This window comes from Paenibacillus sp. BK720 (assembly GCF_011761545.1).
GTDB lineage: Bacteria > Bacillota > Bacilli > Paenibacillales > Paenibacillaceae > Pristimantibacillus.
In genome coordinates this window covers 126,544-141,403 of record NZ_JAASRQ010000002.1, presented here as the reverse complement: position 1 = coordinate 141,403, position 14,860 = coordinate 126,544, and the positions used below count along the sequence as shown (strand labels likewise).

Sequence of the window (14,860 nt, the reverse complement as noted above, 5' to 3'; positions counted from 1 at the left end):
AAACCCGAAAGGGATTGCCGCCTGGAGGAAAAACGTTTCCGGCTTATTTCGCGGCTTGCTTCTCCGCAATCGCGTTGCCTGCCTTCGAAATTTCGTTATAAGCATCTTCAATCGATTTCTGTCCGAACATAACGGAATCCATCGTTTTCTTGTAATTGTCTACCCATTCCGTCCACCCTGCCGCAGCCGGAGAGAACGGCATGGCTTTGTCGATCGACGTATCGTATAGCTTCTTGCCCAGCTTTTCCTTTGGCGCCAAGGTAGGCTCAAGCGCGGTATAGATCTCGTCGTAGATCGGAATGCCGAAATTCGTGCCGTACGTTTCGCCGGCTGCCTTATCCGTGACGAACCATTTGATGAAAGCCTTCGCCGCATCCTTGTGCTTGGAATCGGTGCTTACGCTCAGGAAGATGGTTGGCTGAGCCCATCCGCCTCCCTCTGGCCCAACCGGAAGGTTGACAACGTCTATTTTTCCGGGCATTAACTGCTCAAGCGCCCCTACCGAACCAACCGTAGCTCCCCGCGTCATGACTTTGCCGCTTGCCATCGGATCCGCTTGCGGATCGTTTTCCTTAAACGCGCTGACCATGTCCGCGGGAGGTACGATTTTCTTTTCGCGGAATTCCGCATGGATGCCGTAGAACTTCATGAACAAGTCTTTGTCCAGATTAAACTTCTTGCCATCCTCTTGAATAATCCGGCCTTTGCCGTAAGACATTTGATAATACTGGTAAAAATCCCACGTATCCGTGTCGCTGATCGGATAGACCCCTTCCGGGAGTTTGGCGCGGGCATTTCTCGCGAAATCGAAATATTCGTCCCAAGTCCAATCCTTCTTCGGCAGCTCTATGCCGGCAGCCTCCAGCGCTTCCTTGTTGAACGCCATGCCTTGCGCGTTGCGGCTGATCGGAATACCGTAAAGCTTGCCGCCGATTTTCAAGTTTTCCAGCGTCTTCTCGTCGATGACGCCGCTAAGATCGATATCCGACAAATCCTCCAGCGTACCTCTGGTCGCATATTCTTGAATGTATGCACCGTCCATATGAAGGACATCGGGCAGCGAATGGGAAGCGGCCAGCGTCGGCAGCTTCTTCCAATAATCGTCCCATGCCATGTATTCAGGCGAGAAGGTGACCGATGGATTTAACTTCGTATAGACCTCCTGCGTTTTCAGCATCGCCTGATGCCTGATATCCGCTCCTTGCCACATGATCTTGAGCTTCACCGGAGCATTGGGATCGCCATTCCCGCCGGCGTTCGAAGCGTTCGCCTCTCCGTTGTTCGCACCGCCGTTGCCGCAAGCCGACAATGCCAGTGTGGCGGCCAGCATCAATAACGTGAATCCTTTGCATACACTTCGCTTCATCTTCTTTTCCCCTTTACCTTATATTTTGAAGCCGGGTCCGCCATGCCGTTATCCCTTTAAGCCCGTCGTTGCAATCCCCTCGACAAATTGCTTCTGCGCGAAGAAGAACAAAATGACGGACGGCAGAACCGATAGCAGCGACATCGCGAGCAGCCTGCCCCATTGGATCTCAAATTGATCCACGTACATGCGCAGCGCCAGACCCACCGTAAATTTGCCAACCGAATTCAAGTACAGCATTTGCGCGAAGAAATCGTCCCAGCTCCATATGAACGTAAAAATCGCGACGGTTACTAATGCGGGCTTGATCAGCGGTAAAACAATCCGATAGAAAATACCGTAAACGGAAGCGCCGTCGATCTTGGCTGCCTCATCCAGCTCCCGCGGGATGCCTCTAATGAATTGCACGAGCAAAAAGATAAAAAACGCGCCGCCGCCAAAGAAATGCGGCAGAACTAACGGGATGTAGCTGTCCATCAGCTGCAGCTTATTGTAGAGAATGTACTGGGGAACAATCGTCACTTGCCCCGGCAGCATCATCGTAAGCAGCAGGATCGAGAATAAAGCGCCGCGGAATTTGAAGTTTATGCGGGCAAAGCCGTAGGCGACAATCGCGCTTGTGAGAACGCCTCCCAGCACGTTCCAGAACTCCATGAGAAGCGTATTTCCGAAGAAGCGTCCAAACGTAAATTCGGGAGAGAATTGCCAGCCCTTGGTGTAATTTTCCCAAATCGGCGCTCTGGGCCAGATGGAAGGCGAGCTCATCTCGGCCGTCGTTTTGAGCGAAGCGCCCACCCACCATATAACCGGATATAACATCAGGAGAGAGAACGCAATCAGCAGCAGATGGCCGGTTACCTTTTGTTTCTTTAGCGTTTTGATCACTTTTGCTTCCCTCCGTCCGTCTCGTAAAATACCCAATAACGCGATACCAGAAAGTTGATGGCGGTCATCAGCGCTACGATAACGAGCAGAATCCAGGCCAGCGCGGAAGCGTATCCCATTTGATAATGCTTAAACGCCTTCTCGTAAAGGAACAGCGCGTACATATACGTCGAATTGATCGGGCCGCCCTGCGTAACGATAAACGCGGAGGTGAACATTTGGAAGGAGCCGATAATGCCAAGCACCAGGTTGAAAAACATGACCGGCGACAGCATCGGAAGCGTAATGTGGAAAAACTTCCGCAGCCTCGTAGCGCCATCCACCGACGCCGACTCATAAAGCTCGCCCGGAATCTGCTTCAGCCCGGCCAGAAATATAACCATCGTAGAGCCGAATTGCCATGTATTCAGCAAAATCAGCGTTCCGAGCGCGGTATGCGGATTCGTTATCCATCCGACGCCTTGAATGCCGAACCAGGAAAGCACATGATTGAAATAACCGTTCAGATTAAACATGTTGCGCCAAAGTGCCGCGACGGCAATGCTCCCGCCGATTAAAGAGGGAAAATAGATCGCCGTCCTGTACAGATTCATGCCCTTCACATTTTTGTTCAGCATCATCGCGACCATTAAGGAAAAGAAAAGCTTAAGCGGGACGGAAAACAAGACGAAGATGAAGGTGACCTTCAGCGATGTCTTGAAATCGTTATCGTTTGTGAAAATGTTGGCGTAGTTATCCGTTCCGGTCCAGGTCGGAGCCTCAAGCAGCGAGTACTCCGTAAACGACAAATAAAACGACTGGATGATCGGCCATGCGGTAAGCAGCAAAAAGCCTATTAACCAAGGTGAAATGAAAATGTAGCCTGCCAGATTGTTATCGTTTGTTCCTTTGAGCTTCTTCGTCAAGCGCAGCTTGGCCGCCGCCGGCTTATTCATAGCTTCCGCCTTCATTTCATGTTCATCCCCCCTCACAGCATCTATAAGGCTCATTCTATTGAAATCGCTTACACGTGTACATGCGATAGAATTATGAATTGGTTTGTTTTTTTACACTTTTGAGAGACCTTATAGATCCTTCCGAACGCAAAAAAAGCTATGCAGCCGGAGCATGCATAGCTTGTTTCCTCTATTAATGCCGCTTATCCGTTTATGCTTCCGGCAACCGGCCTTCGTTCCGCCATGGCCGCTTCCATCAAGCCTTTGATATACCCTACGCCATACAGTCGTCCAAGCGTTTCGTAACCGGGGTTCGCATTGTCCTCCCCTTCCATAGTCGGGACATGGTCGGGCCTCGACGGTCCGTCGAACCCAACCTCGTAATATACCTTCATCGCCTCGTACATATCGGTCTTGCCGTCATCGTGGAACGTCTCCTGGAATTTATCGGGCGTACCCGCGACGTCACGGAAATGCACGAAAAACAATTTGTTCTGGTTCGCGAAGCGGCGAATGACATCAGGGATATGCTCGCCCGCGGTTGCCAGCGTGCCTTGGCATAGCGTAATTCCGCTGTATTCGCTTGGCACGAGGTCAATTGCCCGCTGCAGCGCCTCGCTATTTCGAAGAATGCGCGCTATGCCGCGAATCGGACTTATAGGCGGATCGTCGGGGTGCAAAGCAAGCTTGACCTTGGCCTTCTCGGCAATCGGCACGATTCTCTCCAAATAATAACGCAGATTGTCCCACAATTGCTCCTCCGTTACGATCCCCGCCTCCGTTAGCGGCGCGTTTTGCATTAAGGCATGATCATAGCTCGACACAAGCGCCCCGCCGCGGGTACGCGTCGTCGTCGATGTGCGGAACCAATTGAATTGCGCCATGAAATTGTAGCATAAGACGGGAATGCCAAGAGCGCCCATATTCGATATGAGCTGGCCCATCCATTCAATCTCTTCGTCGCGGCCCGGCAGGCCAAGCTTGATCTTATTCGTCGGCGGAGCAGATTCGATGACAAGCAGCTGAATCCCGTGATTCTCGTAGCGCTGCTTCATATGAAGCAGATTCATATAATCCCACGGCTTTAAGCCGTTATCTTCCTTAGGCAGCGGACCAACGGCATAATCGACCCCCATCTGCTTCGCCAAATGCCATAACCGGTTCGGATGGGAAGTGAAAAATTCGGCTAATTTCATAACCGTACACGCTCCTCTTATTCTCGTTAATAACCTCCATTGGATTGATAGCAGTTTAATTGGCATCCCGGAATTCGCTTGGCGACAAACCTACCTTCTTTTTGAATATTTGACTGAAATAACGAGAGTCCTGGTAGCCTACTCGTTCGGCGACCTCATAGTTTCTAAGATGCGTCTGCTTGAGCAGTTTTTTGGCATGGGCTATTCGGATGCGGGTCAGATGCTCGATAAACGTAACGCCCATTTTCGATTTGAATAAGGAGCTTAAATAGGCGGGAGTAATGAATACTTTATCGGCCACGTAATGCAGGGATGCTTTATCGTATTCCTCCTCCATTAAAGTAACCGCTCTCTTAACTAGATTGCGATTCAGATTGTCGGAGGCGCCTGACGTCCCTCCCATTCCTTTAATGGCTTGGCATACGGCATCCGTCATTTCTTCCAGCGTGTTCAGCTGCATGAGAGCCGTCATATCGGGCGTACTGCATAAATGGGACTGGCCAAGCTCGTATTTGACCCGAAGCTGCAAGCTGACCAGAAGCTGAAGCGTCGCGTCGACGACTTTGTTGACCGGCAGCGGGCCGCTGCTGGTAAGCTTCCCGTAGAAGGCTTCCACCGCTTGGCGGGTTGCCGCATATTCGGTGACGGAGTCGCTAGTCAGGAGATGCAGAAGCTCGTCTTCCCTTTCCAAGGGGTATTCGGCGTCCGTTGCATACTCGGGAATACTGCTGAAGTAAATGGGCTGTGCGTATTTCTGGTAGAATTGGTGCTTCAATGCGAAGAGGGCTTGCTCGTATCCATGATGCAGACATGATAATTGCGAAGAAGGATTGCTGATGCCCAGCGAAATCGTTTGAGGGTTAATGCTTTGCTCTTGGCTGCAAATGCTGCCGTACAAATCCATGACGGAATCGCGGTCGTCCCAGGAGAATAGGACCCCGACGTTTCCCTTGTCATCGGGAAGGATAGCCATATTATCCGGCCCATGCCGCTTGATGACCGTATACAATTCATCCGCCGCGTACCTCCGGGACCAGATATTCGAATCTGCGCAGCTAATGCTAAACAAGGCTAGAGCCGGATAAGAGTAATAAGCATGAAGCCCGCTCATCTCCAGCCTCCTCTTCATTTCTCCGGCTTCGAAGCCACTGCCGGCGAGCAGGTCGTTCAGCGTGTGGACCCGAACCATTACCCCTTGCTTCATAATCGGTACTCCTCTCTTAAGAAAGGATGATTAAAAGAATGCGGCGCGGCTGACGAGCTACTCGCCGGTATAGTTTTTATAGAAATCGAGTCCCCTTACCAGCTTCGTTTCCGTCTGCCCGACGTCGCCCGATTTGATGAGATCCAAGATCTCGGTATGGGAATCAAATAGCGTATAGCCCGGATGATCTTGGTTCGTTATCGTAATAAAACGCATCACTTTCGTTTTGATGCTGTTCCAAATGTCGTATAAAAGCGCATTCCCGCTTCTCAAATAAAAGTAGCCGTGAAAGAGCATATCCAGTTCGACCAGCCTGTACGAATCGTCCTTGTCAATGGCTTCCCGCATGCCCTGAATGATGCCTTCCAGGTAAGCGATATCCTTATCCTCCAGCACCTTCATCGCCCTGCGGAGCGCCTCGCCCTCGACCATTTGCCGGAGCTCGTAAATGTCTCGTATTTCCTTGGCTGTAATCTCGGAAACGGCCGAGCCCTTATTCATTTTTCCGACAATAAGACCTTCCTGCTTCAACCTCTCGAGCGCTTCCCTGACGGGTGCTTGACTGACATTGAATTGTTTGGCGATATCCAGAACGATCATGCGGTGTCCGGGCAGCAGTTCACCCTTCATAATTTTTTTCTTTAAGGCGATATAGACATGCTCGCTTAGAGAGATAGGACTTTGCTCTGAACTGGCTGTCTCGATGGACACGGGCTCTCACCACCTTGAAATTTGGAAATTCTTTGGATTATCGATAATCGATAATTCGATGCTATTCGCTTCGGACGGGAATGTCAAGATAAAATTTAAACGCTTTCATACCGGATCATCAACCGTAAAAAAACAAACAAAATCATAATTTTGCGGCATGGCTTTTCGCTTGAAACGATCGGTAAGATGGTCATGTAAAGCGAATCGCCTGCCGAAGGGAGTCCGAGATTCATGGAGGAGGTGTACATGGCTTGAAGAGGAAAGTCGTTTTTATCGCGGATGCCGGCAGCTGGTCCGCCGATTCTCTTATCGAGCGGTTTAGTCAAGCTGGCGCGAATCTGATTTTGAACGGTTCTCAAGGGGATAAGCAATGGGACGATGTGCTCGCTGCCTGCGCAGCCGCAGGCTCCGACGTGCTCGTTACCCATGCCGACCTATGCAGCAGCCGCGACTTATCGACTACGCTGGATCATGCCGAGCAGCTGCTTGGCCCCGTCGATGTCATGATTCACAATTGCTGCGAAATAAGGCCTGTCTCTGTCGAAAGCTGCAACGAAGCGGAGTTTGTCGAAACCATGCGTATAAATGCCAAATCGGCCTTCATCTGTACCCAGACGTTAGGCAAACGAATGGCGGCTAGAGGCAGCGGAAGCATCATCTTCGTCAGCTCCATTCATAACGAGAAGCCGACCGGCTCATCCTTTGCCTACAGCGTATCGCAAGGTGCGGTAAAGATGCTGGCTCATGAAGCAGCGTTGTTTCTAGGCCGGTTCGGCGTCAATGTTAATGTGATTGAGATGGGTCCTACGGAAGGGGCGGACATGACGTTTCAAAGCGCCGTTTCCGGACTTTACGACGATTACCGTTACAAGGTGCCTGGCACCAAGCTCGGGACGGCTGACGATTTGGCCGGGCTTGCCTTCTTCCTTGCGGGAGAGGAGGCCGGCTATTTGAACGGAGCCGATATCCGGCTGGACGGCGGTTTTCTCCTGCATTATATGGATCATCGCATGAACAAGCCTGCCGAGGAGGAGTCGCAAACGTCATGAGCCACAGCTTGATAGGAAGATCGGCACTTGTCACCGGAGCGGGAACGGGCATCGGCAAAGGCATTGCCCTAGAACTGGCGAAGCGCGGCGCAAGGGTTGCTATTCACTACAATTCCAGCGGGGCCGGGGCCACAGACACGCAGCAGCAAATCGAGGAGCTTGGCGGCAAATGCATGACCGTGCAAGCCGACGTCGCCGACCGGGAGCAGATCGTCCGCATGGTCGATACGGCAGCGGCGGAGCTTGGCGGCATCGACATTCTGGTCAACAATGCCGCTCTTCAGCTTAACCTTAACTGGTTCGACTATACGGAAGAGCTATACGACCGCGTCATGAACATCAACCTTAAGGGTTACTGGCAATGCATGCAGGCGGTTATCCCTTATATGAAGAAGCAGCAATTCGGCCGCATAATCAACATTTCCTCCGTGCATGGCAAAAGACCTACCGACTTCGACGTCGTCTACTGCATGTCGAAAGGCGGCATCAAAATGCTCGGGAGGGAAGGCGCGATAGAGCTGGCCCGATACGGCATTACGGTCAATACGATCGCGCCCGGCGCGGTCGACGTCGGCAAATTCAAGGCCTCGCATAAGGAACCAAACCGCAAGAAATTCCCGCTTGGACGCGTCGGACTGCCTGCGGACATCGCTTCGCTCGCCTGCTACTTGGCCTCGGACGAAGCTTCGTTTATGACCGGCTCCACCATCCGCATGGACGGTGCAGGCATGTTAATGTAATCCATTGTTTATGCCAAATTCCCTTAAAGGAGCCATGCCCGTGACTCAACAGGAAACCTATGAAAGCACGTTAGCCCACGTCAACACTCACTCCAAGCCTTCGGAGCTTCGCATTACCGACATTCGATTTGCCGATATCGCAGGCGCTCCCATGCACTGCAGTCTGATCAAGGTATTCACGAACCAAGGCATCGTTGGTTTCGGCGAAGTGCGCGACGGCGCCGACAAGCAGTTTGCCCTTCAGCTTAAAAGCAGGCTTCTGGGCGAAAATCCGTGCAATATCGACAAGCTTTTCCGCAGAATCAAGCAATTCGGCGGACATTCCCGGCAAGGCGGCGGCGTGAGCGGCATCGAGATCGCGCTCTGGGACATTGCCGGCAAAGCTTACGGCATGCCCGTCTATCAAATGCTGGGCGGCAAATTCCGCGACCGGATCCGCATGTATTGCGACACCGACGTTGACGGCAAGGATACGGGGAAGGCCATGGGCTTGGCGCTGCAAAAAAGAATGGAACAAGGCTACACCTTCCTTAAGATGGATCTGGGCATCAATCAAATTATTAACGAGCCCGGAACGTTAAGCGCTCCCCTAGGCTTCCTGGAGGAAATGAAGGCGCTGTCCAAATCCTGGTATTCCCGCAAGCATTCGAACCTCTCAGAGCATCAGCTGCGCGAAATTCGCAGCCGCCACTACGATATTTATAACATCGCGCATCCGTTTACGGGCATTCATGTGACCGAGAAGGGTCTCGACATGCTGGAGCAATACGTTGCCGACGTTCGCATGGTCGTCGGCTACGAGGTCCCTCTTGCCGTAGACCATTTCGGGCACATTGGCTTGCAGGACTGCATCAAGCTGGGCCGCCGCATCGAGAAATACAATCTCGCTTGGATGGAAGACATGATTCCGTGGCAGTACACGAATCAATATGCCCAGCTCGCCAGAATGGTGACGACACCGATCTGCACCGGAGAGGACATCTATCTCAAGGAGAACTTCAAGCCGCTTCTGGAATCCGGCGGCGTATCCGTCATTCATCCCGACGTGCTTACGACGGGCGGTATTCTCGAAACGAAAAAAATCGGCGACATGGCCCAGGAATACGGCGTCGCGATGGCCATCCATATGGCAGAAAGCCCTATCGCCTGCCTCGCAGCCGTACACGCCGCGGCCGCCACGGAAAACTTCCTGGCGCTCGAATACCATTCCGTCGATGTCGATTGGTGGGACGATCTGATCGTCAGCAAGCTGCCGAAGCCGCTTGTCCAGAATGGTTTCATTCATGTGCCTGATGCGCCGGGCCTTGGCATTGAAGCGCTTAACGACGAGGTTATCGCTCAGCATCTTCACCCCGAAATTCCGGGATTGTGGCTTCCTACCGACGAATGGAACGGCTATTGGTCCAATGACCGGCTGTGGAGCTGAACATGTTAGTCGAATAAAAATAAAGCGAGGTGTCCCTTATGAGGTTTAATAATGCCGAAGATACAATTCAATTATCGCCGTTATGGGAAGGCGAGCGCTTTCCGGACGGCCGTCCCAAGGTGCCGTCCAGCGTGCTTGGCCGCTTGAGCAGGATCACGCTTGAGGAAGCTTGGGGGCCACTCTGGTCAAGAGGCTATCATTATCAATTCGAGGGTGATTTCAAGATCATTCACCCGAACAAGGTGATGGTCGGACGCGCGGTAACGGCCGTTATGGTGCCAAAACGTCCGGATTTGCATGACACGCTGCTAAACTACGGCCATGAACAAGAAAATCGCAGAGGGTTTTTCAACCAATGGGTGATCGATTCGCTGGAGGAAGAGGATGTTGCCGTTATCGATATGTTCGATAAAATCTATCAAGGCACCTACGTAGGGGGCAACCTGTCCACGGCGATATCCACTCGCACGAAAACCGGAGGTGCCGTGATTTGGGGCGGCATACGGGACAATCAGCAGGTTCAGCAAATCGACAACATTAATGTTTTCTATCGCGGCAGCGACCCGACCGCGATCGCGGACGTCACGATGGTCGGCATGAACGTTCCCGCCCGCATCGGCCGGGCCGTCTGCCTCCCTGGCGATGTCGTGCTAGGCACGCCGGCCGGCGTCATCTTCATTCCGGCCCACTTGGCCGAATTGACGGCAACCCATGCGGAGAAATCGCAGGTCCGCGACGTGTTTGGCTTTGCGCGTCTGAACAGCAGAACCTATACGACGGCGCAAATCGACGCAGCCTGGACGACGGCGATGTGGCAGGACTTTATCCAATGGTTTGATACCGATAAAGCTGCCTTGCCTTACCGGCATTTAACCTGGGAGCAGGAGCTGGAAGAAGCGCGCCGGAACGAACATAACGGTCCTTCGAGCGATGTCCGGTTATAAGAGAAGGGCTGCATACGGTTGCCAATCTATTATTTCAAATGATATAAAGAGCATAGAAGTTAATAACTGGCAATAAAAAGGGAGCTAGGACGATGGACAAAGCGATTTTAGGCCGCACCGGACTGGAAGTCACAAAATTGAGTTACGGCGCCATGGAAATTCGCGGACCTCGCGTATGGAGCGGAAGACCGGTCGAGGATGCCGATGCCGGCCTTATCCTGAATACCGTGCTCGACGCCGGCATCAACCTGATCGACACCTCTTACGATTACGGCCGCAGCGAAGAATTAATCGGCCGCTTCATCAGCCACCGCCGGGCCGAGTTCATTCTGGCGACCAAATGCGGCTGTTGCGTAACCGACCGCGGAGATCATGACGAGACGTCCCATATTTGGACGCGCGAAAATTTGCTTCATAATATCGATACAAGCTTAAAACGCATGAAAACCGATTATGTCGACGTCTTGCAGCTGCATGGACCAACCGTGCGGCAAGCCGAGGAAGGCGCGCTTGTCGACGCGCTGAAGGAAATTCAAGCGAGCGGCAAGGCCCGTTACATCGGCGTCTCCTCTTACCTTCCGAACCTTCCTCCCTTCGTGGAATGGGGAACGTTCGATACGTTCCAGCTGCCTTATTCCGCTCTGGAACGCGAGCACGAGGATTGGATAACGAAAGCCGCGGGCACCGGAGCCGGCATCATCGTACGCGGCGGCGTTGGGCAAGGCGAACCGGGCATCGGCCGCGGCTCGGAAGATCGCTGGAGCGCATGGGAGCAAGCGAAGCTGGACGACTTGCTTGAGCATGGCGAGCAGCGGACAGGGTTTCTGCTGCGATTCACCCTCTCCCACCCTTCCATGACGACAACGATCGTGGGCACCAAGAATCCGTCCCACTTGGCGGAAAATCTCCGTTACGCCATGCTTGGCCCGCTTCCAAGCGACGTCTACGAGGAAGCAAAGAAACGACTGGACGCCGTCGGGCGAACGGCAATCGCGAATTGAAAAAACGAGCCAATGGAATCACGCTTCCATTGGCTCGTTTTATTTCGATATACAACGTCTACCCCTTTACCGATCCGGCCGTCAGCCCCCGAATGAAGCTTTTCGAGCCGATGGCGAACAGAACGAGCACCGGCAGCGTTCCGATCGACAGTCCCAGAATTTGCGCCGCAAGATCGGTTCTGTACGCGGATCCCAGCGTCGTGATGCCAAGCGGGATGGTGTACATTTCCGGCTTGTTGATGACGATTAACGGCAGCAGGTAGTTATTCCACGACCAGAGGAAGACAAGCAAAGACAGCGTTGTTAATGCCGGATAGATAAAGGGCAGCACGATCCGGAAGAAAATCCCGAGATCCGTGCAGCCGTCGATGCGCGCGCTCTCGATCACCTCGACCGGTACCGCGCCGCGGATGAACTGCGTCATCCAGTACACGCCAAATGCATTCGCCACCCAAGGCAGGATGAGCGGCATCAGCGTATCCGATAAATTCAAGTATCGCATCTCGATAACGTACGCGACCAGGCCAAGCTGGCCCGGAATCATCATCGTCAGCAGAACGGCTCCGAATATTTTCGATTTAAACTTAAAATCGTATTTCGCGAACGCAAACCCGGCAAGCGCGCTGACGAACACCGACAGCAGCGTGCTTGCAGCCGAGACGACAAAACTGTTCCAATAAGCCAGATCAAAACGGCTGGCCGCAACCGTTTTGAAATTTTCCGCAAGGTAGTTTCCCGGATAAAGCACGATCTTCGTAAAAAGATCCTCGTTCTTGTAAGTGCCCATAACAACCATAATGTAAAACGGCAGCAGGGCGACGATCGACAGCAGCGCGATACCGACTGTCGCTGTAATCGTACGCGATCGTGTACTCATCTAGGATTCCTCCCTGTAGAACTTGGTGCCTACAAACGAGAACACGGCAATAATGACGCAAAGTCCGTAAGCAATCGCCGCGCCTAGCCCATAACGGGTCGTGCTGCCAAAGGCCGTGTCATACATATTCCAGACGGTCGTCAGGCAGCAGCGCTCCGGTCCGCCGATGACGGCAGACGCCGATCCCATTCCGGCGCCGCCAAGCAGCAGCATCGGCTCCTCAAGCAATTGGAAGCCGCCGATGATTCCGGTAATGGCAACAAAGGTTGTGACCGGGCGAAGCAGCGGCAGCGTTATGGTCCAGAACGCTTTCATGCCGGTCGCCCCGTCGACGGCAGCCGCCTCATGCAAATCCTTCGATATGTTAGCAAGTCCTGCCAGATAAAAAATCATCGTGTAGCCAAAGCCCTTCCAGAACAGCATCAGGATGATGACGATACGGGCATACATTGGCTCGCCAAGCCAATAGATCCCTTCGTCGATAAGACCGAATTCAAGCAATAGCTTGTTGACGAAGCCGGCCTGCCAGTCGAACAGCAGGTTGAACATGAGGCCAACCGCAACCGGCGTGACGATGTACGGCAGGAAGTTGACGAGCTGGAAAAAGGCCTTCCACTTTACGAATTTGCTGTAGAGCAGCGAAGCGATCGCAAGGCCGAAGGCCATCTGAAGCGGCAGCGATACGGCTACGAACAACAGCGTGTTCCCCACTGACGTGAAGAAGTAAGAGTCGGGGTTAAACAGAAATGCATAGTTGTCCAGCCCAACGAACGTTTTTTTGCCGATCCCGTTCCAACTCGTCAAACTTACATAAAACGAGAACAGGATTGGAATCAGGCCAAAGGCTGCATAGAACAGCATATACGGTGACAGAAACAGATACGGCACCCATTTCCGCTTCATGACATCCATCATTCTCACTCCGATCGTTATAGTGTCGCGGAAAGCGCAAAGAGCGGCCGCCCGGCCGCTCCCAGCGTCTCTACAGCATCAGAAGCTCCATTAACCGAATGTAATGTCCGGCACTTTCGCCTTCAGCTCTTTTTGGATCCGGTCCATCGCCTGCTCCACGCCAAAGCTTTTATCCTTCGCGAGGGTTTGCAGCACAATGCTCATGGCTTCGTCCAGCACCTGGTCGTTCACGTTCTCGGCAACATCCGTCGTCACCCCGGAGATGTCTACGAAGAACTTCTCCCCGATATCCTGGCTGCCGAAATTCTCCCAAGTCCAATTCGAGAACTCCTTATTCTGATATGCTTCCTTGTAATGGGTAAATACGCCGTCTTTCTTCTGCGCTTCCGCGCCTGCCTGCGACATCGAGGTGAACTCGATCCATTTCCATGCGAGCTCGGCGTTTTTCGCGCCTTTCGGAATGCCATGCGACGAACCGCCGCGGATATAACCGCCATCCGGAGCTACCATCAGCGCCCAGCGGTCCGGCTTCTTGTCATTTGGTCCTATGACGTATTGCGGCATCCAGACCGGGCTTGGCGTAAACATATATTTATCGCCGCCAAACGAGGCGTTCCAAGCCGGGGTCCATTGGTCAAGCTTGTCTACAATGCCCGCATCGCGGAACTGGACAAGCCGCGTTACCACGCTTTGCAGCAGCTGAACGTTTAATTTGTTATCCTCGAAGTACGGCTGATCCCGCTGACCCTTCAAGATATCGTACACGCCGCCAAGACTCGGGAACATCATGACTTTACCGCCGCTCTTATCCAAGACTTCCACGCCTTTGGCGATGAATGCGTCCCAGTCCGGCAGCATGGCTTCCAGCTCTTCGGGATTGTCCGTACCCAGATATTCCTTGGCAAGCGACTTGATGTAAGCAACCCCGGCAACGCTCATATCGTCCGGAATAGCAACCAGATGGTCATTCATGGAGAATGCCGGAGCGTCATACTCGAATAACGCGTTGCGATCCGCGTTATAGGGGTCGGCTTCTAGATCTTGCAGAATATCCATGCTGAAAATCTTGGCCTTCTGCCCGCGCTCGATCCGAATCACGTCCGGCAGCTCGCCGCCAGAGGCGATCGTCGTCTGCAGCTTCTTCGGGACATCCGCCGCTTCCACCTGTACCCGCTTGATTTTGATCCCCGGATATTTCTCGTTAAAAGCCGCAATCGCCGTCGGATGCTCCGGTTCCCAGGTCCAGAGCACGAACTCCCCGGAAAGCTCCTTATTGCCTCCGTCCTCTACAGCGCCGTTATTCTCTGTTTCTGCCGCCGGTGTGCTCGTATTGACGTTCCCGCCGCTGTTGCCTCCGCTGCCGCCTGAACATGCAGCAAGCAAGCTAATAAGAGTCACGGCAGTCATTGCCTGCGCGATTCCTCTTCCCCATCTCGAACGACGCATCCCAAATCCTCCCTTAGGTTGTTGTTGGCTACGCTTTCATCATATACAAGTCCCCATGAAAGCGTAAACATAACAAAACTGCACTTTTGGTCGGGATTCTGCACTTTGCTTCACCGCCCTTAATGCGTAGAGTATAATGAATTCAAAATATGGACATGGGAGGCTCCC

General features: G+C 52.9%; 14 protein-coding genes. 5 read left to right on the top strand and 9 right to left on the bottom strand.

All coding sequences use genetic code 11. The annotated features are described in order from the left end of the window. Window positions 1-43: 43 nt before the first annotated feature. The 6 genes from FHT67_RS07630 to FHT67_RS07605 form a co-directional block, all read right to left on the bottom strand. Window positions 44-1,366, bottom strand: a complete 1,323-nt coding sequence (locus FHT67_RS07630) for an ABC transporter substrate-binding protein (RefSeq protein WP_167197106.1) — start codon at window positions 1,364-1,366, stop codon at window positions 44-46. Window positions 1,367-1,414: 48 nt separating this feature from the next. Beyond that, the gene (locus FHT67_RS07625) at window positions 1,415-2,248 is read right to left on the bottom strand and encodes a carbohydrate ABC transporter permease (RefSeq protein ID WP_481856695.1); all 834 of its coding nucleotides are present in this window, start codon (window positions 2,246-2,248) and stop codon (window positions 1,415-1,417) included. After that, window positions 2,248-3,201, bottom strand: coding sequence for a carbohydrate ABC transporter permease (locus tag FHT67_RS07620; RefSeq protein WP_167197100.1), 954 nt, complete (start codon window positions 3,199-3,201; stop codon window positions 2,248-2,250). The genes FHT67_RS07625 and FHT67_RS07620 overlap by 1 nt, the downstream gene beginning before the upstream one ends. A gap of 188 nt (window positions 3,202-3,389) precedes the next feature. Further along, window positions 3,390-4,382, bottom strand: coding sequence for a mannonate dehydratase (locus FHT67_RS07615; RefSeq protein WP_132306967.1), 993 nt, complete (start codon window positions 4,380-4,382; stop codon window positions 3,390-3,392). A gap of 55 nt (window positions 4,383-4,437) precedes the next feature. Next, window positions 4,438-5,586 (bottom strand): helix-turn-helix domain-containing protein, encoded by a 1,149-nt coding sequence (locus FHT67_RS07610; protein ID WP_167197097.1) that lies wholly within the window; start codon window positions 5,584-5,586, stop codon window positions 4,438-4,440. A 57-nt stretch (window positions 5,587-5,643) separates the two neighbouring features. Further along, window positions 5,644-6,297, bottom strand: a complete 654-nt coding sequence (locus FHT67_RS07605) for a GntR family transcriptional regulator (RefSeq protein ID WP_132306971.1) — start codon at window positions 6,295-6,297, stop codon at window positions 5,644-5,646. A 251-nt stretch (window positions 6,298-6,548) separates the two neighbouring features. Between FHT67_RS07605 and FHT67_RS07600 the strand changes: the two genes are divergently transcribed. The 5 genes from FHT67_RS07600 (at window position 6,549) to FHT67_RS07580 (ending at window position 11,457) form a co-directional block, all read left to right on the top strand. After that, a complete protein-coding gene (locus FHT67_RS07600; RefSeq protein ID WP_132306973.1) occupies window positions 6,549-7,346 on the top strand; it encodes an SDR family NAD(P)-dependent oxidoreductase in 798 nt (265 codons plus the stop codon). Next, window positions 7,343-8,086, top strand: a complete 744-nt coding sequence (locus FHT67_RS07595) for an SDR family NAD(P)-dependent oxidoreductase (RefSeq protein WP_167197094.1) — start codon at window positions 7,343-7,345, stop codon at window positions 8,084-8,086. Before FHT67_RS07600 ends, FHT67_RS07595 begins: the two co-directional genes overlap by 4 nt. Window positions 8,087-8,126: 40 nt before the next feature. Then, complete coding sequence (locus FHT67_RS07590) at window positions 8,127-9,512, top strand: mandelate racemase/muconate lactonizing enzyme family protein (RefSeq protein ID WP_347880081.1); 1,386 nt, start codon at window positions 8,127-8,129, stop codon at window positions 9,510-9,512. Window positions 9,513-9,550: 38 nt separating this feature from the next. Beyond that, window positions 9,551-10,456: an RraA family protein gene (locus tag FHT67_RS07585; protein ID WP_167197088.1), complete on the top strand. Its 906-nt coding sequence runs from the start codon at window positions 9,551-9,553 to the stop codon at window positions 10,454-10,456. A gap of 92 nt (window positions 10,457-10,548) precedes the next feature. Further along, window positions 10,549-11,457 carry an aldo/keto reductase gene (locus tag FHT67_RS07580; protein WP_167197084.1) on the top strand — a complete coding sequence of 303 codons (909 nt, stop codon included), beginning with the start codon at window positions 10,549-10,551 and terminating at the stop codon, window positions 11,455-11,457. A 58-nt stretch (window positions 11,458-11,515) separates the two neighbouring features. Here the strand turns inward: FHT67_RS07580 and FHT67_RS07575 are convergent, their stop codons facing one another. The 3 genes from FHT67_RS07575 to FHT67_RS07565 all read right to left on the bottom strand — a co-directional run bounded on the left by FHT67_RS07575 (window position 11,516) and on the right by FHT67_RS07565 (window position 14,692). Then, window positions 11,516-12,334, bottom strand: coding sequence for a carbohydrate ABC transporter permease (locus FHT67_RS07575; protein WP_167197082.1), 819 nt, complete (start codon window positions 12,332-12,334; stop codon window positions 11,516-11,518). Beyond that, window positions 12,335-13,237: a carbohydrate ABC transporter permease gene (locus FHT67_RS07570; protein ID WP_243711628.1), complete on the bottom strand. Its 903-nt coding sequence runs from the start codon at window positions 13,235-13,237 to the stop codon at window positions 12,335-12,337. A 99-nt stretch (window positions 13,238-13,336) separates the two neighbouring features. Beyond that, a complete protein-coding gene (locus FHT67_RS07565; RefSeq protein WP_167197079.1) occupies window positions 13,337-14,692 on the bottom strand; it encodes an ABC transporter substrate-binding protein in 1,356 nt (451 codons plus the stop codon). Between the last annotated feature and the right edge of the window lie 168 nt (window positions 14,693-14,860).

Coding starts and splice junctions, on each gene's coding strand:
- FHT67_RS07630 (WP_167197106.1), bottom strand. CDS start 1,366: ATGAAGCGAAGTGTATGCAAAGGATTCACGTTATTGATGCTGGCCGCC.
- FHT67_RS07570 (WP_243711628.1), bottom strand. CDS start 13,237: ATGAAGCGGAAATGGGTGCCGTATCTGTTTCTGTCACCGTATATGCTG.
- FHT67_RS07610 (WP_167197097.1), bottom strand. CDS start 5,586: ATGAAGCAAGGGGTAATGGTTCGGGTCCACACGCTGAACGACCTGCTC.
- FHT67_RS07620 (WP_167197100.1), bottom strand. CDS start 3,201: ATGAAGGCGGAAGCTATGAATAAGCCGGCGGCGGCCAAGCTGCGCTTG.
- FHT67_RS07580 (WP_167197084.1), top strand. CDS start 10,549: ATGGACAAAGCGATTTTAGGCCGCACCGGACTGGAAGTCACAAAATTG.
- FHT67_RS07565 (WP_167197079.1), bottom strand. CDS start 14,692: ATGCGTCGTTCGAGATGGGGAAGAGGAATCGCGCAGGCAATGACTGCC.
- FHT67_RS07615 (WP_132306967.1), bottom strand. CDS start 4,382: ATGAAATTAGCCGAATTTTTCACTTCCCATCCGAACCGGTTATGGCAT.
- FHT67_RS07585 (WP_167197088.1), top strand. CDS start 9,551: ATGAGGTTTAATAATGCCGAAGATACAATTCAATTATCGCCGTTATGG.
- FHT67_RS07595 (WP_167197094.1), top strand. CDS start 7,343: ATGAGCCACAGCTTGATAGGAAGATCGGCACTTGTCACCGGAGCGGGA.
- FHT67_RS07575 (WP_167197082.1), bottom strand. CDS start 12,334: ATGAGTACACGATCGCGTACGATTACAGCGACAGTCGGTATCGCGCTG.